This is a genomic window from Escherichia sp. E2661, assembly GCF_004745185.1.
Classification (GTDB): domain Bacteria; phylum Pseudomonadota; class Gammaproteobacteria; order Enterobacterales; family Enterobacteriaceae; genus Escherichia.
This window is the reverse complement of the sequence record NZ_PDIG01000022.1, coordinates 1-17,693: the sequence shown is the minus strand read 5'-3', so window position 1 is coordinate 17,693 and position 17,693 is coordinate 1. Positions and strand designations below refer to the sequence as shown.

Annotated in this window: 33 protein-coding genes and 3 pseudogenes; 2 read left to right on the top strand and 34 right to left on the bottom strand. The window is 49.7% G+C overall.

What is annotated here, in order from left to right; translation table 11 throughout:
- Positions 1-98 precede the first annotated feature (98 nt).
- Positions 99-509: a large-conductance mechanosensitive channel protein MscL gene (gene mscL, locus CRI63_RS12180; protein ID WP_000022442.1), complete on the top strand. Its 411-nt coding sequence runs from the start codon at positions 99-101 to the stop codon at positions 507-509.
- Here mscL and arfA read toward each other — a convergent pair.
- The 31 genes and pseudogenes from arfA to rpsJ form a co-directional block, all read right to left on the bottom strand.
- The gene (gene arfA, locus CRI63_RS12175; protein ID WP_000092696.1) at positions 506-724 is read right to left on the bottom strand and encodes an alternative ribosome-rescue factor ArfA; all 219 of its coding nucleotides are present in this window, start codon (positions 722-724) and stop codon (positions 506-508) included. The two genes, mscL and arfA, sit on opposite strands and share 4 nt — an antisense overlap.
- A 55-nt stretch (positions 725-779) precedes the next feature.
- A complete protein-coding gene (zntR, locus tag CRI63_RS12170) occupies positions 780-1,205 on the bottom strand; it encodes a Zn(2+)-responsive transcriptional regulator (protein ID WP_135519645.1) in 426 nt (141 codons plus the stop codon).
- Positions 1,206-1,215: 10 nt separating this feature from the next.
- Positions 1,216-1,584 carry a DUF1992 domain-containing protein gene (locus CRI63_RS12165; protein WP_130217608.1) on the bottom strand — a complete coding sequence of 123 codons (369 nt, stop codon included), beginning with the start codon at positions 1,582-1,584 and terminating at the stop codon, positions 1,216-1,218.
- Positions 1,585-1,690: 106 nt separating this feature from the next.
- The gene (rplQ, locus tag CRI63_RS12160) at positions 1,691-2,074 is read right to left on the bottom strand and encodes a 50S ribosomal protein L17 (protein WP_001216368.1); all 384 of its coding nucleotides are present in this window, start codon (positions 2,072-2,074) and stop codon (positions 1,691-1,693) included.
- Between the two features lie 40 nt (positions 2,075-2,114).
- Complete coding sequence (gene rpoA / locus CRI63_RS12155; protein WP_001162094.1) at positions 2,115-3,104, bottom strand: DNA-directed RNA polymerase subunit alpha; 990 nt, start codon at positions 3,102-3,104, stop codon at positions 2,115-2,117.
- A gap of 25 nt (positions 3,105-3,129) precedes the next feature.
- A complete protein-coding gene (gene rpsD, locus CRI63_RS12150; protein ID WP_000135224.1) occupies positions 3,130-3,750 on the bottom strand; it encodes a 30S ribosomal protein S4 in 621 nt (206 codons plus the stop codon).
- A complete protein-coding gene (gene rpsK, locus CRI63_RS12145) occupies positions 3,728-4,174 on the bottom strand; it encodes a 30S ribosomal protein S11 (protein WP_135387125.1) in 447 nt (148 codons plus the stop codon). Before rpsK ends, rpsD begins: the two co-directional genes overlap by 23 nt.
- Positions 4,175-4,190: 16 nt before the next feature.
- Positions 4,191-4,547: a 30S ribosomal protein S13 gene (rpsM, locus tag CRI63_RS12140; RefSeq protein WP_000090775.1), complete on the bottom strand. Its 357-nt coding sequence runs from the start codon at positions 4,545-4,547 to the stop codon at positions 4,191-4,193.
- Between the two features lie 146 nt (positions 4,548-4,693).
- Positions 4,694-4,810, bottom strand: coding sequence for a 50S ribosomal protein L36 (gene rpmJ, locus CRI63_RS12135; RefSeq protein ID WP_000868187.1), 117 nt, complete (start codon positions 4,808-4,810; stop codon positions 4,694-4,696).
- Between the two features lie 31 nt (positions 4,811-4,841).
- Positions 4,842-6,173, bottom strand: a complete 1,332-nt coding sequence (gene secY, locus CRI63_RS12130) for a preprotein translocase subunit SecY (protein ID WP_001118861.1) — start codon at positions 6,171-6,173, stop codon at positions 4,842-4,844.
- Between the two features lie 7 nt (positions 6,174-6,180).
- Positions 6,181-6,615 (bottom strand): 50S ribosomal protein L15, encoded by a 435-nt coding sequence (gene rplO, locus CRI63_RS12125; protein ID WP_001238917.1) that lies wholly within the window; start codon positions 6,613-6,615, stop codon positions 6,181-6,183.
- 3 nt (positions 6,616-6,618) lie between these two features.
- Positions 6,619-6,798 carry a 50S ribosomal protein L30 gene (rpmD, locus tag CRI63_RS12120; RefSeq protein ID WP_001140433.1) on the bottom strand — a complete coding sequence of 60 codons (180 nt, stop codon included), beginning with the start codon at positions 6,796-6,798 and terminating at the stop codon, positions 6,619-6,621.
- A 3-nt stretch (positions 6,799-6,801) separates the two neighbouring features.
- Positions 6,802-7,305, bottom strand: coding sequence for a 30S ribosomal protein S5 (gene rpsE, locus CRI63_RS12115; RefSeq protein ID WP_000940121.1), 504 nt, complete (start codon positions 7,303-7,305; stop codon positions 6,802-6,804).
- Positions 7,306-7,319: 14 nt separating this feature from the next.
- On the bottom strand, positions 7,320-7,673 hold the full coding sequence (gene rplR, locus CRI63_RS12110; RefSeq protein WP_000358960.1) for a 50S ribosomal protein L18: 354 nt from the start codon (positions 7,671-7,673) through the stop codon (positions 7,320-7,322).
- A 9-nt stretch (positions 7,674-7,682) separates the two neighbouring features.
- Positions 7,683-8,216 carry a 50S ribosomal protein L6 gene (gene rplF / locus CRI63_RS12105; RefSeq protein ID WP_064524927.1) on the bottom strand — a complete coding sequence of 178 codons (534 nt, stop codon included), beginning with the start codon at positions 8,214-8,216 and terminating at the stop codon, positions 7,683-7,685.
- Between the two features lie 12 nt (positions 8,217-8,228).
- Positions 8,229-8,621, bottom strand: a complete 393-nt coding sequence (gene rpsH / locus CRI63_RS12100; protein WP_000062611.1) for a 30S ribosomal protein S8 — start codon at positions 8,619-8,621, stop codon at positions 8,229-8,231.
- Positions 8,622-8,654: 33 nt separating this feature from the next.
- A pseudogene (rpsN, locus tag CRI63_RS12095) lies at positions 8,655-8,959 on the bottom strand (30S ribosomal protein S14).
- A gap of 14 nt (positions 8,960-8,973) precedes the next feature.
- Positions 8,974-9,513, bottom strand: a complete 540-nt coding sequence (gene rplE / locus CRI63_RS12090) for a 50S ribosomal protein L5 (protein ID WP_001096200.1) — start codon at positions 9,511-9,513, stop codon at positions 8,974-8,976.
- Positions 9,514-9,527: 14 nt separating this feature from the next.
- Positions 9,528-9,842 carry a 50S ribosomal protein L24 gene (gene rplX / locus CRI63_RS12085; RefSeq protein ID WP_000729185.1) on the bottom strand — a complete coding sequence of 105 codons (315 nt, stop codon included), beginning with the start codon at positions 9,840-9,842 and terminating at the stop codon, positions 9,528-9,530.
- A 10-nt stretch (positions 9,843-9,852) separates the two neighbouring features.
- The gene (rplN, locus tag CRI63_RS12080; protein WP_000613955.1) at positions 9,853-10,224 is read right to left on the bottom strand and encodes a 50S ribosomal protein L14; all 372 of its coding nucleotides are present in this window, start codon (positions 10,222-10,224) and stop codon (positions 9,853-9,855) included.
- Positions 10,225-10,388: 164 nt separating this feature from the next.
- Entirely contained in the window at positions 10,389-10,643 is a 255-nt protein-coding gene (rpsQ, locus tag CRI63_RS12075) for a 30S ribosomal protein S17 (protein ID WP_000130100.1), read from the bottom strand.
- A complete protein-coding gene (rpmC, locus tag CRI63_RS12070) occupies positions 10,643-10,834 on the bottom strand; it encodes a 50S ribosomal protein L29 (protein ID WP_000644741.1) in 192 nt (63 codons plus the stop codon). Before rpmC ends, rpsQ begins: the two co-directional genes overlap by 1 nt.
- Positions 10,834-11,244 (bottom strand): 50S ribosomal protein L16, encoded by a 411-nt coding sequence (gene rplP, locus CRI63_RS12065; RefSeq protein ID WP_000941212.1) that lies wholly within the window; start codon positions 11,242-11,244, stop codon positions 10,834-10,836. The genes rpmC and rplP overlap by 1 nt, the downstream gene beginning before the upstream one ends.
- A 12-nt stretch (positions 11,245-11,256) precedes the next feature.
- Positions 11,257-11,958, bottom strand: a complete 702-nt coding sequence (rpsC, locus tag CRI63_RS12060; RefSeq protein WP_000529945.1) for a 30S ribosomal protein S3 — start codon at positions 11,956-11,958, stop codon at positions 11,257-11,259.
- A gap of 17 nt (positions 11,959-11,975) precedes the next feature.
- Entirely contained in the window at positions 11,976-12,308 is a 333-nt protein-coding gene (rplV, locus tag CRI63_RS12055; protein ID WP_000447529.1) for a 50S ribosomal protein L22, read from the bottom strand.
- A gap of 14 nt (positions 12,309-12,322) precedes the next feature.
- The gene (gene rpsS, locus CRI63_RS12050; RefSeq protein ID WP_001138117.1) at positions 12,323-12,601 is read right to left on the bottom strand and encodes a 30S ribosomal protein S19; all 279 of its coding nucleotides are present in this window, start codon (positions 12,599-12,601) and stop codon (positions 12,323-12,325) included.
- 16 nt (positions 12,602-12,617) lie between these two features.
- Positions 12,618-13,439 carry a 50S ribosomal protein L2 gene (gene rplB, locus CRI63_RS12045; protein WP_000301864.1) on the bottom strand — a complete coding sequence of 274 codons (822 nt, stop codon included), beginning with the start codon at positions 13,437-13,439 and terminating at the stop codon, positions 12,618-12,620.
- Positions 13,440-13,456: 17 nt separating this feature from the next.
- Positions 13,457-13,759 carry a 50S ribosomal protein L23 gene (gene rplW, locus CRI63_RS12040; RefSeq protein ID WP_000617544.1) on the bottom strand — a complete coding sequence of 101 codons (303 nt, stop codon included), beginning with the start codon at positions 13,757-13,759 and terminating at the stop codon, positions 13,457-13,459.
- Positions 13,756-14,361, bottom strand: coding sequence for a 50S ribosomal protein L4 (rplD, locus tag CRI63_RS12035; protein WP_000424395.1), 606 nt, complete (start codon positions 14,359-14,361; stop codon positions 13,756-13,758). Before rplD ends, rplW begins: the two co-directional genes overlap by 4 nt.
- A gap of 10 nt (positions 14,362-14,371) precedes the next feature.
- On the bottom strand, positions 14,372-15,001 hold the full coding sequence (rplC, locus tag CRI63_RS12030) for a 50S ribosomal protein L3 (protein WP_000579833.1): 630 nt from the start codon (positions 14,999-15,001) through the stop codon (positions 14,372-14,374).
- A 32-nt stretch (positions 15,002-15,033) separates the two neighbouring features.
- The gene (gene rpsJ / locus CRI63_RS12025) at positions 15,034-15,345 is read right to left on the bottom strand and encodes a 30S ribosomal protein S10 (RefSeq protein WP_001181004.1); all 312 of its coding nucleotides are present in this window, start codon (positions 15,343-15,345) and stop codon (positions 15,034-15,036) included.
- Between the two features lie 378 nt (positions 15,346-15,723).
- On the opposite strand from rpsJ, the pseudogene CRI63_RS12020 reads away from it, so the two are divergent.
- A pseudogene (locus tag CRI63_RS12020) lies at positions 15,724-16,192 on the top strand (A24 family peptidase).
- On the opposite strand, the gene bfr reads toward CRI63_RS12020, so the two are convergent.
- The 3 genes and pseudogenes from bfr to CRI63_RS12005 form a co-directional block, all read right to left on the bottom strand.
- The gene (gene bfr / locus CRI63_RS12015) at positions 16,189-16,665 is read right to left on the bottom strand and encodes a bacterioferritin (protein WP_000675515.1); all 477 of its coding nucleotides are present in this window, start codon (positions 16,663-16,665) and stop codon (positions 16,189-16,191) included. The pseudogene CRI63_RS12020 and the gene bfr overlap by 4 nt on opposite strands.
- A gap of 72 nt (positions 16,666-16,737) precedes the next feature.
- Positions 16,738-16,933, bottom strand: a pseudogene (gene bfd, locus CRI63_RS12010) (bacterioferritin-associated ferredoxin).
- Positions 16,934-17,115: 182 nt separating this feature from the next.
- On the bottom strand, positions 17,116-17,693 hold a 578-nt coding region (locus tag CRI63_RS12005; RefSeq protein ID WP_032212738.1), incomplete at its 5' end, for an EF-Tu/IF-2/RF-3 family GTPase.

The following is a 17,693-nucleotide window of genomic DNA, read 5'->3' as shown; positions in this document are numbered from 1 at the left end:
TCCCTTTGAATATCAAGGATTAATTAAATTCATTCCTGGCAGGAAAATAGCTTAACATTTGTTAGACTTATGGTTGTCGGCTTCATAGGGAGAATAACATGAGCATTATTAAAGAATTTCGCGAATTTGCGATGCGCGGGAACGTGGTGGATTTGGCGGTGGGTGTCATTATCGGTGCGGCATTCGGGAAGATCGTCTCTTCGCTGGTTGCCGATATCATCATGCCACCTTTGGGCTTATTAATTGGCGGGATCGATTTTAAACAGTTTGCTGTCACGCTACGCGATGCGCAGGGGGATATCCCTGCTGTTGTGATGCATTACGGTGTCTTCATTCAAAACGTCTTTGATTTTCTGATTGTGGCCTTTGCCATCTTTATGGCGATTAAGCTAATCAACAAACTGAATCGTAAGAAAGAAGAACCTGCAGCAGCACCTGCACCAACTAAAGAAGAAGTATTACTGACAGAGATTCGTGATTTGCTGAAAGAGCAAAATAACCGATCTTAACAAGCGCCTGAAAGCAGAAGGCCAGTGGTAAAAAAGTGATTTACTTTCTTGCCACTGGCCTCCCAGTTACCCCGATTGCCATGTTTTCCTTTTCGCATATAACTGCCTTTCCCTTTTTTATTTTTTTCTACACGCTGTCTGAACAAAGGGTCATGTAGTAATGCTTCAATCGCATTATCCTTTATCTGCCCTTTCGTATGCTGATATCGGCTCATAAAAACTCCAGTTGGTTATTTAACGGCGCGAGTGTAATCCCGTCAGTGCAAAAAATCAACAACCTGCTTTGACACCGCTGGCTCCTTGTTCAAGAGCTTCAAGGATAGAGCAATAAACGCTGCTATGGGCGCTACCACAACAGGCATCGTTAAGACGTTGCAAGGAACGCTGCATGTTCTGCAACTCGGCTATCCGCGCTTCCACTTCCTGTAATCTTTCCTGCACAATACCTTTTGATTCCTGACAAGTATGATGTTCAGGATCGATACGGATCGACAGCAACTCACGGATCGACTCCAGACTGAAACCAAGTTGTCTGGCATGCCGAATAAATTTCAACCGTTGGAGATCGCTTTCGGTATACAGACGAAAGCCTCCTACCGTACGAACTTCATGATCCATCATCTGCTGTTTTTCGTAATAACGTATTGTGTCGGGCGTAACTTCTGCCAGTTTTGCCAACTCACCAATGCGATACATAAATTATCTCTCAGTTGTCATTAATTTTATTCAGAAGCTTATCTGCATATTCGCCACGTAAAAATTCAGTGCTCAAACCTGCTTGCCGCAGTTTTAACTCCAGTAAAGATAACTGGCGGCTAACCTCTTGATATTTCGGATCATCCTGACGAATGCCTCTGAGAATATCCAAAAGCTGAATTGCTTCCTTCCGCTGCTCAAGTTCTGGCGGTAAACAGCCGGAATTCTTTAACAAGCGATAGCCCGCACGCAGTTCCGGCGGCACGTGTGTGTCATCTTCCAGGATTAATGGTTCACCACTGCCTGGGAGATTTTCAAACTCACCTTTAGCCTGTGCTTCAGTAATATGGCGCTCTGCCCACTGGTCAAGTAACCACATAAATACTCCAGGGGATGAACAAAAAGAGTACAGCTATTGTAGATAAGTGGGGATACTACAGATATAAAAAAACCCGCCGGGGCGGGTTTTTTTACGTTGCTTCAGATTACTCTGCAGCAGCTTCTGCTTTCTCTGAACGATCAACCAGCTCGATGTAAGCCATCGGCGCGTTGTCGCCTGCACGGAAGCCACACTTCAGAATACGAGTGTAACCACCGGCACGGCTCGCGAAACGCGGGCCCAGTTCGTTAAACAGTTTTGCCACGATCTCGTTATCACGAGTACGGGCGAATGCCAGACGACGATTAGCAACGCTATCAGTCTTGGCAAGAGTAATCAGCGGCTCAACTACGCGGCGCAGCTCTTTCGCTTTAGGCAGAGTCGTCTTGATGATTTCATGACGAACCAGTGAACCTGCCATATTGCGGAACATAGCCTGGCGATGGCTGCTGTTGCGGTTCAGTTGACGACCACTCTTACGATGGCGCATGACCTTATCCTTCTCAGTAAAACCTTAACCTGTGATCCGGTTACTCGTCAGCGATGCTTGCCGGTGGCCAGTTTTCCAGGCGCATACCCAGAGACAGTCCACGGGAAGCCAGCACGTCTTTAATCTCAGTAAGAGATTTTTTACCAAGGTTAGGCGTTTTAAGGAGCTCAACCTCGGTACGTTGTACCAGATCACCGATATAGTGGATAGCTTCTGCTTTAAGGCAGTTAGCAGAGCGGACAGTCAATTCCAGATCGTCAACAGGGCGCAGCAGGATCGGATCGAACTCTGGTTTCTCTTCTTTCACTTCCGGCTGACGTACATCACGTAAGTCAACGAAAGCTTCCAGTTGTTCAGCCAGAATGGTTGCCGCACGACGAATCGCCTCTTCAGGATCGATTGTGCCGTTGGTTTCCATTTCGATGACCAGCTTGTCCAGGTCGGTACGCTGTTCTACACGCGCTGCTTCAACATTGTAGGCAATACGCTCTACAGGGCTGTAGCATGCGTCGACCAGCAGACGGCCGATTGGGCGCTCATCTTCTTCCGAATGAATTCGGGTAGAAGCCGGCACATAACCACGACCGCGCTGAACTTTGATACGCATGCTAATAGACGCGTTCTCATCGGTCAGGTGGCAGATCACGTGCTGCGGCTTGACGATTTCGACATCACCGTCGTGGGTGATATCGGCTGCAGTCACAGGGCCAATGCCAGATTTATTCAAGGTAAGAATAACTTCATCTTTGCCCTGAACTCTCACCGCCAGCCCTTTCAGGTTGAGCAGGATTTCCAGGATATCTTCCTGAACGCCTTCTTTGGTGCTGTACTCATGTAGTACACCATCAATCTCAACCTCGGTCACCGCGCAACCCGGCATCGATGAGAGCAGAATACGGCGCAGTGCGTTACCCAGAGTATGGCCAAAGCCACGCTCTAAAGGCTCAAGGGTCACCTTGGCGTGCGTCGAACTCACTTGCTCGATATCAACCAGGCGCGGTTTTAGAAACTCTGTCACAGAACCCTGCATTGTGTCCTCTCTTTGGTACTAAGCTTTACTTGGAGTAAAGCTCGACGATCAGGTGTTCGTTAATGTCCGCAGACAGATCAGAACGCTCCGGCTTACGCTTAAACGTACCTTCCATCTTGCCAGCATCAACTTCCAGCCAGGTTGGCTTTTCACGCTGCTCAGCCAGCTCCAGAGCGGCTTTCACGCGAGACTGCTTCTTCGCTTTCTCACGAATGCTTACAACGTCATTCGGACTAACCTGATAAGAAGCGATGTTAACAACACGACCGTTTACCATAATTGCTTTATGGCTAACCAGCTGACGTGCTTCTGCACGAGTGGCACCGAAGCCCATACGGTATACAACGTTGTCCAGACGACCTTCCAGCAGAGCCAACAGGTTTTCACCGGTGTTGCCTTTCAGACGTGCTGCTTCTTTGTAGTAGTTACGGAACTGACGCTCCAGCACACCATAGATACGGCGAACTTTTTGCTTTTCACGCAACTGCACACCATAGTCAGACAGACGCGGTTTACGCGCACCGTGCTGGCCAGGAGCTTGTTCAATTTTACACTTGGTATCGATCGCGCGAACGCCAGACTTAAGGAATAAGTCGGTGCCCTCACGACGGCTCAGCTTGAGCTTAGGACCCAAATATCTTGCCATTTTCTTTCTCCAACAAACCTGGAAAACGAAGCGTTATACGCGACGTTTTTTTCGGCGGACGACAACCGTTATGAGGGATCGGAGTCACATCAGTAATGTTAGTGATGCGGAAACCTGCGGCGTTCAGAGCACGAATAGTAGATTCGCGGCCTGGACCCGGACCTTTAACCATAACTTCCAGATTCTTGATACCGTATTCTTTCACGGCGTCAGCGCAACGCTCTGCTGCAACCTGAGCTGCAAACGGAGTGGATTTGCGAGAACCACGGAAACCGGAACCACCGGCTGTTGCCCAACCCAACGCGTTACCCTGACGATCAGTGATAGTCACGATGGTGTTGTTGAAAGAAGCATGGATATGAGCCACGCCGTCAGAGACTTGTTTTCTTACACGTTTACGTGCACGAATTGGTGCCTTTGCCATTATTCAATCACCCCGATTATTTCTTGATCGGTTTGCGCGGACCCTTACGGGTACGTGCGTTGGTCTTGGTACGCTGACCGCGAACCGGTAGACCACGACGATGACGCAAACCGCGATAGCAACCAAGATCCATCAGGCGCTTGATGCTCATGCTGATTTCACGGCGCAGATCACCTTCAACGACAAATTTGGCAACTTCGTCACGCAGCGTGTCGATTTGTCCTTCAGACAGCTCACTGATCTTAACATCTTCAGCGATACCCGCTGCAGCCAGGATGGCTTTAGAACGGGTCTTGCCGACGCCATAAATCGAAGTTAATGCGATTACGGCATGCTTATGATCAGGAATGTTAATGCCTGCTATACGGGCCACTATGCACTCCTACTATTTAATATGTACGTTCCATGCTGAAAAGCCCGTTTTCAGGATACTCAAATGGAAACGCACAGACATACAAAAGATTGGCTGGCTAATCTAGCCAGCTCAACCCAACTTTGCAAGAAAAATATGCGAATAAATCAGCCTTGGCGCTGTTTATGCTTCGGCTCGGCACTGCAAATCACACGGATGACACCATCACGCTTAACGATTTTGCAGTTACGGCATAATTTCTTGACGGAAGCACGAACTTTCATTTTTACTCTCCGTAACTTCTCGGGCGACCAATTATCGGCCGTAGCCTTTCAGGTTCGCCTTCTTCAATGCAGACTCATACTGACTGGACATCATCAGAGTTTGCACTTGAGCCATAAAGTCCATAATCACGACAACAACGATAAGCAGTGAGGTCCCACCGAAGTAGAACGGTACTTTCATTGCATCACGCATGAACTCCGGGATCAGGCAGATAAAGGTAATGTACAGCGCACCAACCAGGGTCAGGCGGGTCATTACTTTATCGATATACTTCGCCGTTTGCTCTCCCGGACGAATTCCTGGTACAAATGCACCGGACTTCTTCAGGTTATCTGCTGTTTCACGCGGGTTGAAAACCAACGCCGTGTAGAAGAAACAGAAGAAGATGATTGCAGACGCATAGAGTAACACATAAAGCGGTTGCCCAGGCTGCAAATACAGCGAAATTGTTGTCAGCCAGTTCCAACCAGTACCGCCCCCGAACCATGACGCGATGGTAGCCGGGAACAGAATAATACTGGAAGCGAAGATTGCCGGGATTACCCCCGCCATATTCACTTTCAGCGGTAAATGTGTGCTCTGTGCAGCATAGACACGACGACCTTGCTGACGTTTTGCGTAGTTTACCACAATGCGGCGTTGACCACGCTCAACAAATACAACAAAGAACGTCACTGCAAATACTAATACTGCAACCAACAGCAACACGAGGAAGTGCAGGTCGCCTTGACGCGCTTGCTCGATAGTATGGGCAATGGCTGGCGGGAGTCCCGCGACAATACCGGCGAAGATAATGATTGAAATACCGTTGCCGATACCTCGTTCAGTGATCTGTTCGCCCAACCACATCAGGAACATCGTTCCTGTGACCAGACTTACAACAGCGGTGAAGTAGAATGCAAAGCCCGGGTTAATAACCAGGCCTTGCATACCAGGCATATTCGGCAGACCGGTAGCAATACCGATCGACTGGAATATTGCCAGCACCAGAGTACCGTAACGGGTGTACTGGCTGATCTTACGACGACCAGACTCCCCTTCTTTCTTAATTTCTGCCAACGTTGGGTGAACCACCGTCAGCAGCTGGATAATGATCGACGCCGAAATATACGGCATGATCCCCAGAGCAAAGATAGAAGCACGGCTGAGAGCACCACCAGAGAACATGTTAAACATCTCAATGATGGTGCCTCGCTGTTGCTCAAGCAGTTTGGCAAGTACAGCGGCATCAATACCAGGGATCGGAATAAAAGAGCCAATACGGAACACAATCAGCGCACCGATAACAAACAGCAGTCTGCGTTTCAGCTCGCCTAAGCCACCTTTGGCACTTTGAAAATCTAATCCCGGTTGTTTAGCCATCTGCTACTTATTCCTCGATTTTACCGCCAGCAGCTTCGATAGCAGCACGAGCGCCTTTAGTAACACGCAGGCCACGAACAGTTACCGGAGTAGTTACTTCGCCAGCCAAGATCACTTTCGCGAACTCGATCTGGATACCGATAATGTTAGCCGCTTTCAGCGTGTTCAGGTCTACAACACCGCCTTCTACTTTAGCCAGGTCAGACAGACGAACTTCGGCTGTAATCGCTGCTTTACGAGAAGTGAAGCCGAATTTCGGCAGACGACGGTACAGAGGCATCTGACCACCCTCGAAACCGCGACGTACGCCACCGCCAGAACGAGATTTCTGACCTTTGTGACCACGACCACCGGTTTTACCGAGGCCAGAACCGATACCACGACCCAGGCGTTTACCCGCCTTTTTGGAGCCTTCGGCCGGAGACAGAGTATTTAAACGCATCTCTTACTCCTCAACTTTAACCATGAAGGAAACCGCGTTGATCATACCGCGAATAGCAGGAGTATCCTCGCGCTCTACGGTGTGACCAATACGACGCAGACCCAGGCCAAGCAGCGTTGCCTTGTGTTTCGGCAGACGACCGATTGCACTGCGGGTTTGAGTAATTTTAATAGTCTTTGCCATGGTTTATTTCCCCAGAATTTCTTCAACGGATTTACCACGCTTGGCAGCGACCATTTCTGGAGAATTCATATTTTCCAGGCCATCGATAGTTGCACGAACCACGTTAATCGGGTTGGTGGAACCATACGCTTTAGCCAGAACGTTATGAACCCCAGCGACTTCCAGAACGGCGCGCATTGCACCACCGGCGATGATACCGGTACCTTCGGAAGCCGGCTGCATGAATACGCGAGAACCCGTATGAACACCTTTAACAGGGTGTTGCAGAGTGCCGTTATTCAGCGCGACGTTAATCATATTGCGACGGGCTTTTTCCATCGCTTTCTGGATCGCTGCTGGAACTTCACGCGCTTTACCGTAACCAAAACCAACGCGACCGTTACCATCGCCAACTACAGTCAGAGCTGTGAAGGAGAAAATACGACCACCTTTAACGGTTTTAGATACGCGGTTTACCGCGATCAGCTTTTCCTGCAGTTCGCCAGCTTGTTTTTCGATGTGAGCCATCTTACACCTCTACCTTAGAACTGAAGGCCAGCTTCACGGGCAGCATCTGCCAGTGCCTGGACACGACCATGATATTGGAACCCGGAACGGTCAAAGGATACATCTTTGATGCCTTTTTCCAGAGCGCGTTCAGCGACAGCTTTACCCACAGCTGCAGCCGCGTCTTTGTTACCGGTGTACTTCAGTTGTTCAGCGATAGCTTTTTCTACAGTAGAAGCAGCTACCAGAACTTCAGAACCGTTCGGTGCAATTACCTGTGCGTAAATGTGACGCGGGGTACGATGTACCACCAGGCGAGTTGCGCCCAGCTCCTGGAGCTTGCGGCGTGCGCGGGTCGCACGACGGATACGAGCAGATTTCTTATCCATAGTGTTACCTTACTTCTTCTTAGCCTCTTTGGTACGCACGACTTCGTCGGCGTAACGAACACCCTTGCCTTTGTAAGGCTCAGGACGACGGTAGGCGCGCAGATCCGCTGCAACCTGGCCGATCATCTGCTTATCAGCGCCTTTCAGCACGATTTCAGTCTGAGTCGGACATTCAGCAGTGATACCCGCAGGCAGCTGATGGTCAACAGGATGAGAGAAACCCAGAGACAGGTTAATCACATTGCCTTTAACCGCTGCACGGTAACCTACACCAACCAGCTGCAGCTTCTTAGTGAAGCCTTCGGTAACACCGATAACCATTGAGTTCAGCAGGGCACGCGCGGTACCAGCCTGAGCCCAACCGTCTGCGTAACCATCACGCGGACCGAAGGTCAGGGTATTATCTGCATGTTTAACTTCAACAGCATCGTTGAGAGTACGAGTCAGCTCGCCGTTTTTACCTTTGATCGTAATAACCTGACCGTTGATTTTTACATCAACGCCGGCAGGAACAACGACCGGTGCTTTAGCAACACGAGACATTTTTTCCTCCGATTAGGCTACGTAGCAGATAATTTCGCCACCAAGACCAGCCTGGCGCGCTGCACGATCAGTCATAACACCTTTAGAGGTAGAAACAACTGCGATACCCAGACCCGCCATAACTTTCGGCAGCTCATCTTTACGTTTATAGATGCGCAGACCTGGGCGGCTGACACGCTGAATGCTTTCTACAACAGCTTTGCCCTGGAAATACTTCAGAGTAAGTTCCAGTTCAGGCTTGGTGTCGCCTTCAACTTTAAAATCTTCAATAAAACCTTCTTCCTTCAGCACGTTGGCGATTGCCACTTTCAGCTTGGAGGAAGGCATGGTGACCGCAGCTTTGTTCGCGGCCTGACCGTTACGGATACGGGTCAGCATATCCGCGATCGGATCTTGCATGCTCATCTGTCTTTACTCCCGTGATTCAATTGGTGACAATTACCAGCTAGCCTTTTTCAGACCCGGGATTCACCGCGCATAGCGGCTTCACGGACCTTAATACGGCTCAACCCGAACTTCCGCAGGAAACCATGCGGACGACCTGTTTGACGGCAGCGGTTACGCTGACGAGACGGGCTGGAATCACGCGGCAGAGTCTGCAGCTTGAGAACAGCATTCCAACGATCTTCGTCGGAAGCGTTCACATCAGAGATGATCGCTTTCAGTTCAGCGCGTTTCGCGAAGTATTTATCAGCTAAAGCTACGCGTTTTACTTCGCGTGCTTTCATTGATTGCTTAGCCATTTAGTAACCCTACCTTACTTGCGGAACGGGAAGTCAAAGGCAGCCAGCAGAGCACGGCCTTCTTCGTCAGATTTCGCAGTAGTGGTAATGGTAATATCCAAACCACGAACGCGGTCGACTTTATCGTAGTCGATTTCTGGGAAGATGATCTGCTCACGGACACCCATGCTGTAGTTACCACGACCGTCGAAAGACTTAGCGGACAAGCCACGGAAGTCACGGATACGCGGTACAGCAATAGTGATCAGGCGCTCAAAGAACTCCCACATGCGCTCGCCACGCAGAGTTACTTTACAGCCGATCGGATAGCCCTGACGGATTTTGAAGCCTGCAACAGATTTGCGTGCTTTGGTGATCAGCGGTTTTTGACCGGAGATTGCTGCCAGGTCTGCTGCTGCGTTATCCAGCAGTTTTTTGTCAGCGATCGCTTCACCAACACCCATGTTCAGGGTGATCTTCTCGACCCGAGGGACTTGCATGACAGAATTGTAGTTAAACTCAGTCATGAGTTTTTTAACTACTTCGTCTTTGTAGTAATCATGCAGTTTCGCCATCGTACTACTCCAAATTACTTGATAGTTTCGCTGTTAGACTTGAAGAAACGGACTTTTTTGCCGTCTTCGAATCTAAAGCCTACACGGTCAGCCTTGCCGGTTGCCGCATTGAAGATTGCTACGTTGGAAACCTGAATAGCGGCTTCTTTTTCAACGATGCCACCCGGTTGGTTCAGGGCCGGAACCGGCTTCTGATGTTTCTTAACCAGGTTGATACCTTCAACAATGACCTTGCCGGAAGACAGGACATTCTTAACTTTACCGCGTTTACCTTTATCTTTACCGGTTAACACGATAACTTCGTCATCACGACGGATTTTCGCTGCCATGATTCGCTCCTTAGAGTACTTCTGGTGCCAGAGAGATAATTTTCATGAACTTCTCACTACGAAGCTCACGAGTTACCGGCCCAAAAATACGCGTACCGATAGGCTGCTCGCTGTTGTTGTTCAGAAGAACACAAGCATTACCATCGAAGCGAATGACAGAACCGTCCGGGCGACGAACACCCTTCTTGGTGCGCACCACTACCGCCTTCAGCACATCACCTTTTTTGACCTTACCACGCGGAATTGCTTCTTTGATGGTGATCTTGATGATGTCGCCTACGCCTGCGTAGCGACGGTGCGAGCCACCCAGAACCTTGATACACATTACGCGACGTGCACCGGAGTTGTCGGCGACGTTCAGCATAGTCTGTTCTTGGATCATTTTAGTGCTCCGCTAATGTCAACTACTACTGAGACCCGAAAATCAGGTCGTTAAAAATCCCCATATCGAGGGCGCGGCATTATAACACCGCTTCAAGGATATGGGTAGAAAAAATAAACGGCTCATTTCTGAGCCGTTTATTCGTATCGAGAGAGTGTACTGTATTACAGAACCGCTTTCTCTACAACGCGAACCAGCGTCCAGGATTTAGTCTTGGACAGCGGACGGCATTCGCGGATTTCAACCACGTCACCGATACCGCATTCGTTGTTCTCGTCATGTACGTGCAGTTTGGTCGTACGCTTGATGAATTTACCGTAGATCGGGTGTTTCACAAAACGTTCGATAGCAACAACAATGGATTTCTCCATTTTGTCGCTAACAACGCGACCTTGCAGAGTACGGATTTTATCGGTCATTACGCACCCGCCTTCTCGTTCAGTAAAGTCTTAACGCGTGCGACATCGCGACGCACTTGCTTCAACAGGTGAGACTGTTGCAGCTGGCCACTTGCAGCCTGCATACGCAGGTTGAACTGCTCACGCAGCAGGTTCAGCAGCTCGGTGTTCAGCTCTTCAACGCTCTTCTCACGCAGCTCTTTTGCTTTCATTACATCACCGTCTTAGTTACAAAGGTGGTTTTAATCGGCAGTTTCGCTGCTGCCAGCTTGAATGCTTCACGGGCCAGCTCTTCCGGAACACCGTCCATTTCATACAGGACTTTACCCGGCTGAATCAAGGCAACCCAATACTCCACGTTACCTTTACCTTTACCCATACGCACTGCCAGCGGCTTTTCAGTGATCGGTTTGTCCGGGAACACACGGATCCAGATCTTACCTTGACGCTTAACTGCACGGGTCATAGCACGACGTGCTGCTTCGATCTGACGTGCAGTCAGACGACCACGGCCAACAGCTTTCAGACCGAAGCTGCCGAAGCTAACATCCGTACCCTGCGCCAGACCGCGGTTACGGCCTTTGTGCATTTTACGGAATTTTGTACGCTTTGGTTGTAACATCAGCGACGCTCCTTATTTACGGCCTTTACGCTGCTGCTTTTTAGGCTGAGCAGCCGGTTTTTCCGGTTGTTCAACAGCAGCCATACCACCCAGGATCTCGCCTTTGAAGATCCACACTTTAACGCCGATTACACCGTAAGTGGTGTGCGCTTCAGAGGTGTTGTAGTCGATGTCAGCACGCAGAGTGTGCAGCGGTACGCGACCTTCGCGGTACCATTCGGTACGTGCGATTTCCGCGCCGCCCAGACGGCCGCTAACTTCAACTTTAATACCTTTAGCGCCCAGACGCATTGCGTTCTGTACAGCACGCTTCATAGCACGACGGAACATAACGCGACGTTCCAGCTGAGAAGTGATGCTGTCAGCAACCAGTTTTGCGTCCAGTTCAGGCTTACGAACTTCGGCGATGTTGATCTGTGCAGGAACGCCAGCGATGTCCGCTACGACCTTACGCAGTTTTTCTACGTCTTCACCTTTTTTACCGATAACGATACCCGGGCGAGCAGTGTGAATGGTTACACGAATGCTCTTAGCCGGACGCTCGATAACGATACGAGATACGGACGCTTTAGCCAGTTCCTTTGTCAGGTACTGACGTACTTTAAAATCGCTGTCCAGGTTGTCAGCGAATTCTTTGGTGTTCGCAAACCAGGTAGAGTTCCATGGTTTTACAATACCCAGGCGAATACCATTAGGATGTACTTTCTGACCCATTGCTAGTCTCCAGAGTCTCAGCGATCGGACACAACCACAGTGATGTGGCTGGTGCGCTTCAGGATGCGATCTGCACGACCTTTTGCACGCGGCATAATGCGCTTCATGCTCGGGCCTTCGTCTACGAAAATTTTCGTAACTTTCAGATCGTCAATGTCAGCGCCATCGTTGTGTTCAGCGTTAGCAATGGCAGATTCCAGAACTTTCTTGACCAGTACAGCCGCTTTCTTGTTGGTGTAGGTCAAAATATCCAGAGCCTGCGACACTTTCTTACCGCGAATCAGGTCAGCAACAAGGCGAACCTTCTGAGCAGAAGAACGAGCATGGCGATGTTTAGCGATAGTTTCCATCTCTTCCTCCTACCTTATTTCTTTTTCGCTTTTTTATCAGCAGCGTGGCCGCGATAAGTACGAGTCGGTGCGAATTCACCCAGTTTGTGGCCGACCATTTCGTCGGTTACAAATACCGGAACGTGCTGACGACCATTATGGACAGCGATGGTCAAACCGATCATGTTAGGAAAGATCGTTGAACGACGGGACCAAGTGCGCAGGGGCTTCTTGTCTCCGCTTTCCACCGCTTTCTCTACCTTCTTCAGCAAGTGCAGGTCAATAAAAGGACCTTTCTTGAGAGAACGTGGCATGGCTTATCCTCTAAAATTATTTGCTACGGCGACGTACGATGAATTTATCAGTACGCTTGTTGCTGCGGGTCTTCTTACCTTTGGTCTGAACGCCCCACGGAGTTACCGGGTGCTTACCAAAGTTACGACCTTCACCACCACCATGTGGGTGGTCTACCGGGTTCATCGCGGTACCGCGAACGGTCGGACGAACACCACGCCAGCGTGCAGCACCTGCTTTACCCAGAACGCGCAGCATATGCTCAGCATTGCCAACTTCGCCCAGAGTTGCACGGCAGTCTGCTTCTACTTTACGCATTTCACCAGAACGCAGACGCAGGGTGACATAAGCACCATCACGAGCAACGATCTGAACGTAAGTACCAGCGGAACGTGCCAGCTGACCGCCTTTACCTGGTTTCATTTCTACGTTGTGAACAGTAGAACCAACCGGGATGTTGCGCATCGGCAGGGTGTTACCTGGTTTGATTGCAGCATCAACGCCAGACTGAATCTGGTCGCCAGCTTTCAGGCCTTTAGGGGCCAGGATGTAACGGCGCTCACCGTCTTTGTACAGAACCAGCGCGATGTTCGCGGAACGGTTCGGATCGTACTCAAGACGTTCAACAACTGCCGGGATACCGTCTTTGTTGCGTTTGAAATCAACAATACGGTAAGCCTGCTTGTGGCCACCACCGATATGACGAGTGGTGATACGGCCATTGTTGTTACGACCACCGGATTTGCTGTTTTTTTCCAGCAACGGAGCAAAAGGTTTGCCCTTGTGCAGCTCAGGGTTAACCACTTTAACAACGTGGCGACGACCCGGAGATGTCGGTTTACATTTAACAACTGCCATTGTATTACTCCTCCGACTTACTCAGCGCCGCCAACGAAGTCCAGATTCTGGCCTTCTTTCAGGGTGACGTAAGCTTTTTTCCAGTCGCTACGACGACCGATACGCTGTCCGTGACGTTTAACTTTCCCTTTAACTACCAGGGTGTTAACGACTTCGACTTCGACTTCAAACAGTTTCTGCACAGCAGCTTTGATTTCTGCTTTGGTCGCGTCTTTAGCAACTTTGAGTACGATGGTGTTGGATTTTTCCATCGCAGTAGACGCTTTTTCAGAAACGTGCGGTGCACGCAGCACCTTCAGCAGACGTTCTTCACGAATCATGCCAGCATCTCCTCAACTTGCTTAACAGCATCAGCAGTCATTACGACTTTGTCGAAGGCGATCAGGCTAACCGGGTCGATACCAGTTGCATCGCGTACGTCAACCTTGTGCAGGTTGCGCGCAGCCAGGAACAGGTTCTCGTCCAGCTCACCGGTGATGATCAGCACATCTTCCAGAGCCATGTCTTTCAGTTTCTGTGCCAGCAGCTTGGTTTTCGGTGCTTCTACAGAGAACTTCTCGACAACGATCAGACGATCCTGACGTACCAGTTCGGACAGGATGCTTTTCAGCGCGCCGCGGTACATCTTCTTGTTAACTTTTTGACTGTGGTCCTGCGGACGAGCAGCGAAGGTCACGCCACCAGAACGCCAAATCGGGCTCTTGATAGAACCAGAACGCGCACGGCCGGTGCCTTTCTGGCGCCACGGTTTTTTACCGGAACCAGTTACTTCAGCACGAGTCTTCTGAGCACGAGTACCCTGACGAGCACCGGCTGCATAAGCAACAACAACCTGGTGAACCAGCGCTTCGTTGAAATCACGACCGAAGGTAGTTTCGGAAACAGTCAGCGCGCTCTGCGCGTCTTTCAATACTAATTCCATTGCTATCTCCTTACGCCTTCACAGCTGGTTTAACGATCAGGTCGCTACCGGTTGCACCCGGGACAGCACCTTTAACCAGCAGCAGGTTGCGCTCAGCGTCAACGCGTACTACGTCAAGGCTCTGAACGGTTACACGTTCGTTACCCATCTGACCTGCCATTTTCTTGCCTTTGAACACTTTGCCCGGAGTCTGGTTCTGACCGATAGAACCCGGAACGCGGTGAGACAAGGAGTTACCGTGGGTTGCGTCCTGGGTACGGAAGTTCCAGCGCTTAACGGTACCTGCGAAACCTTTACCTTTAGAGGTGCCAGTTACGTCAACTTTTTTAACGTCAGCAAACAGTTCAACGCTAATGCTCTGACCTACAGTGAACTCTTCGCCTTCAGCCAGGCGGAATTCCCACAGACCACGGCCAGCTTCTACGCCAGCTTTAGCGAAGTGGCCAGCTTCAGGCTTGGTCACACGGTTAGCTTTTTTAGCACCGGTGGTTACCTGAATAGCACGGTAGCCATCGTTAGCCAGGTCTTTAACCTGAGTAACGCGGTTTGCTTCAACTTCGATTACGGTTACTGGGATAGAAACGCCGTCTTCTGTGAAGATACGGGTCATACCCACTTTTTTACCGACTAAACCAATCATTGTTTCAACCTCTCAATCGCTCAATGACCTGATTAACCCAGGCTGATCTGCACGTCTACACCGGCAGCCAGATCCAGACGCATCAGAGCATCAACGGTTTTCTCGGTTGGCTCAACGATGTCAACCAGACGCAAGTGAGTACGGATTTCGTACTGATCGCGCGCGTCTTTGTTGACGTGCGGAGAGATCAGAACAGTGAAGCGCTCTTTGCGTGTCGGCAGCGGGATCGGACCACGGACCTGCGCACCAGTGCGCTTGGCAGTCTCGACGATTTCCGCGGTTGCTTGATCGATCAGACGATGATCAAACGCTTTCAGGCGGATACGGATTCTTTGGTTCTGCATGAGACCAGAGCTCCAATTATTTTATAAACGAAAATGATTACTCCTCAGACCCATTACGATTGATGGGAGAGTGTAACCGTTCTTACGTAGCCCCCCGATTGGGAGCATTGTTAGGTAGCCAAATTCGGCTAACTGAGGTTCAGATTGAACCTGCTGTCAACTACGACAAGCCCGCGCATTATACGCAAATCTGAGATTGACGCAAGCATCGGGTAGAAATTAATCGCAACGCACAGATTGCGAGCTGCATTCCACGAAATTTGTAAGGTCGTGAAGATAGCGTTTTTCACCGGAACCTGGTTAACAAACCAGCGATTTCGCTGTTGCTGAGTATCCGGAGTTATTCGATGGTGATACTCCAATTACAGAGGATGTTTTATGGTCGCTACCCTTCCCTTTCTGATTTTGTACGTTTGCTTATCAGTCCTGCTGTTTTTCTGGGATGCAAAGCATGGCTTGTTACCTGACAGGTTTACCTGCCCGCTACTCTGGTCAGGTCTTTTGTTCTATCAGGTTTGTCATCCTGACGGTTTAGCCGATGCGTTAGTGGGGGGCGATTATTGGTTACGGCACATTCGCTGTCATTTACTGGGGATATCGCATACTGCGTCATAAAGAAGGATTAGGCTATGGTGATGTGAAGTTTCTCGCCGCCCTTGGCGCCTGGCATACATGGGCCTTCTTGCCACGGCTGGTTTTCCTTGCCGCCTCATTCGCTTGTGGAGCCGTAGTTATTGGTCTGCTCATGAGAGGAAAAGAATCATTAAAAAACCCGCTGCCTTTTGGGCCATTTCTGGCAGCTGCGGGTTTCATTGTAGGCTGGGATAGTCTGCTGTCAGGCTATTAATCTTTAACTTTAATTTGTGATTGCAGATAATTTTGCAGGCCGATTTTACCGATGAGATCCAGTTCAGTTTCGAGCCAGTCGATATGACCTTCTTCATCAGCAAGGATTTCGATCATCATATCGCGGCTAACATAGTCATGAACGCTGTCGGCATAAGCGATAGCCTCACGAAGATCCTTCGCACCTTCCAGCTCTAATCGCAGGTCGGATTGCAGCATCTCTTCGACATCTTCACCGATCCCTAGCTTGCCTAAATCCTGTAAGTTAGGGATCCCTTCTAAGAACAAAATACGCTCGATATATTTATCGGCGTGCTTCATCTCATCGATAGATTCATGGTATTCGACATCATTAAGGCGCATCAGACCCCAGTTTTTAAACATACGGGCATGAAGAAAATACTGGTTGATCGCGACAAGCTCATTTCCCAATAGTTTATTGAGATAATTTATGATTTTAACATCACCTTTCATTTTATAGTCCCTCCGCTTCCACTATTAGAGCGTAGATGGGGCTAGCGGGATGTCAAAAAATAAGCGTGAGCTTCAGGCAATCTCTTTAAATTCTGGCATCTGCATCAACTCGTCCTGCATCACTTCGCGCGCGGCGCGAATGCACTTACCACATTGATTTCCCACAGGAATAAACTTGCGTAATTGTTGGAAAGACTGAGGATGAAACTGACGAACTACCTGGCGAATTTTTTTTGTCACTTACACCATTACACAAACAAACGTACATGATTACTCCCGTTCAAATTCTGCGCAAAGTGTAAATGAGAATAGTTATGATTACAATAGCACAGTTTTATTTGCGCCACAGTTCAGCGAGCGAAATTACGACTAAATATTTCGAACTCAAATTACGGGCAGCAAAAAGGGCGCCTAAGCGCCCTTTTTAATTCGAAACTAATTAACGCGTAATTAGCTCAGAACTTTAGCAACAACGCCCGCACCAACGGTACGGCCGCCTTCACGGATTGCGAAACGCAGACCGTCGTCCATCGCGATCGGGTGGATCAGGGTAACAACCATTTTGATGTTGTCGCCCGGCATTACCATCTCTACGCCTTCCGGCAGTTCGATGGTACCAGTCACGTCAGTAGTACGGAAGTAGAACTGCGGACGGTAGCCTTTGAAGAACGGAGTATGACGGCCGCCTTCATCTTTGGACAGAATGTACACTTCAGATTCGAACTTGGTGTGCGGCTTGATGGTGCCCGGCTTAGCCAGTACCTGACCACGTTCGATTTCTTCACGTTTGATACCACGCAGCAGAACACCTACGTTCTCACCAGCACGGCCTTCGTCCAGCAGTTTGCGGAACATTTCAACGCCAGTACAGGTAGACTTCTGAGTCTCTTTGATACCAACGATTTCAACTTCTTCACCAACTTTGATGATACCGCGTTCTACACGACCGGTAACAACGGTACCACGACCGGAGATGGAGAATACGTCTTCGATCGGCAGCAGGAACGGCTTGTCAATCGCACGCTCTG

Bases quoted from the DNA above. Each gene is read 5' to 3' on its own strand.
- mscL (WP_000022442.1), top strand. From the start codon at position 99: ATGAGCATTATTAAAGAATTTCGCGAATTTGCGATGCGCGGGAACGTG.
- arfA (WP_000092696.1), bottom strand. From the start codon at position 724: ATGAGCCGATATCAGCATACGAAAGGGCAGATAAAGGATAATGCGATT.
- zntR (WP_135519645.1), bottom strand. From the start codon at position 1,205: ATGTATCGCATTGGTGAGTTGGCAAAACTGGCAGAAGTTACGCCCGAC.
- CRI63_RS12165 (WP_130217608.1), bottom strand. From the start codon at position 1,584: ATGTGGTTACTTGACCAGTGGGCAGAGCGCCATATTACTGAAGCACAG.
- rplQ (WP_001216368.1), bottom strand. From the start codon at position 2,074: ATGCGCCATCGTAAGAGTGGTCGTCAACTGAACCGCAACAGCAGCCAT.
- rpoA (WP_001162094.1), bottom strand. From the start codon at position 3,104: ATGCAGGGTTCTGTGACAGAGTTTCTAAAACCGCGCCTGGTTGATATC.
- rpsD (WP_000135224.1), bottom strand. From the start codon at position 3,750: ATGGCAAGATATTTGGGTCCTAAGCTCAAGCTGAGCCGTCGTGAGGGC.
- rpsK (WP_135387125.1), bottom strand. From the start codon at position 4,174: ATGGCAAAGGCACCAATTCGTGCACGTAAACGTGTAAGAAAACAAGTC.
- rpmJ (WP_000868187.1), bottom strand. From the start codon at position 4,810: ATGAAAGTTCGTGCTTCCGTCAAGAAATTATGCCGTAACTGCAAAATC.
- secY (WP_001118861.1), bottom strand. From the start codon at position 6,173: ATGGCTAAACAACCGGGATTAGATTTTCAAAGTGCCAAAGGTGGCTTA.
- rplO (WP_001238917.1), bottom strand. From the start codon at position 6,615: ATGCGTTTAAATACTCTGTCTCCGGCCGAAGGCTCCAAAAAGGCGGGT.
- rpmD (WP_001140433.1), bottom strand. From the start codon at position 6,798: ATGGCAAAGACTATTAAAATTACTCAAACCCGCAGTGCAATCGGTCGT.
- rpsE (WP_000940121.1), bottom strand. From the start codon at position 7,305: ATGGCTCACATCGAAAAACAAGCTGGCGAACTGCAGGAAAAGCTGATC.
- rplR (WP_000358960.1), bottom strand. From the start codon at position 7,673: ATGGATAAGAAATCTGCTCGTATCCGTCGTGCGACCCGCGCACGCCGC.
- rplF (WP_064524927.1), bottom strand. From the start codon at position 8,216: ATGTCTCGTGTTGCTAAAGCACCGGTCGTTGTTCCTGCCGGCGTTGAT.
- rpsH (WP_000062611.1), bottom strand. From the start codon at position 8,621: ATGAGCATGCAAGATCCGATCGCGGATATGCTGACCCGTATCCGTAAC.
- rplE (WP_001096200.1), bottom strand. From the start codon at position 9,513: ATGGCGAAACTGCATGATTACTACAAAGACGAAGTAGTTAAAAAACTC.
- rplX (WP_000729185.1), bottom strand. From the start codon at position 9,842: ATGGCAGCGAAAATCCGTCGTGATGACGAAGTTATCGTGTTAACCGGT.
- rplN (WP_000613955.1), bottom strand. From the start codon at position 10,224: ATGATCCAAGAACAGACTATGCTGAACGTCGCCGACAACTCCGGTGCA.
- rpsQ (WP_000130100.1), bottom strand. From the start codon at position 10,643: ATGACCGATAAAATCCGTACTCTGCAAGGTCGCGTTGTTAGCGACAAA.
- rpmC (WP_000644741.1), bottom strand. From the start codon at position 10,834: ATGAAAGCAAAAGAGCTGCGTGAGAAGAGCGTTGAAGAGCTGAACACC.
- rplP (WP_000941212.1), bottom strand. From the start codon at position 11,244: ATGTTACAACCAAAGCGTACAAAATTCCGTAAAATGCACAAAGGCCGT.
- rpsC (WP_000529945.1), bottom strand. From the start codon at position 11,958: ATGGGTCAGAAAGTACATCCTAATGGTATTCGCCTGGGTATTGTAAAA.
- rplV (WP_000447529.1), bottom strand. From the start codon at position 12,308: ATGGAAACTATCGCTAAACATCGCCATGCTCGTTCTTCTGCTCAGAAG.
- rpsS (WP_001138117.1), bottom strand. From the start codon at position 12,601: ATGCCACGTTCTCTCAAGAAAGGTCCTTTTATTGACCTGCACTTGCTG.
- rplB (WP_000301864.1), bottom strand. From the start codon at position 13,439: ATGGCAGTTGTTAAATGTAAACCGACATCTCCGGGTCGTCGCCACGTT.
- rplW (WP_000617544.1), bottom strand. From the start codon at position 13,759: ATGATTCGTGAAGAACGTCTGCTGAAGGTGCTGCGTGCACCGCACGTT.
- rplD (WP_000424395.1), bottom strand. From the start codon at position 14,361: ATGGAATTAGTATTGAAAGACGCGCAGAGCGCGCTGACTGTTTCCGAA.
- rplC (WP_000579833.1), bottom strand. From the start codon at position 15,001: ATGATTGGTTTAGTCGGTAAAAAAGTGGGTATGACCCGTATCTTCACA.
- rpsJ (WP_001181004.1), bottom strand. From the start codon at position 15,345: ATGCAGAACCAAAGAATCCGTATCCGCCTGAAAGCGTTTGATCATCGT.
- bfr (WP_000675515.1), bottom strand. From the start codon at position 16,665: ATGAAAGGTGATGTTAAAATCATAAATTATCTCAATAAACTATTGGGA.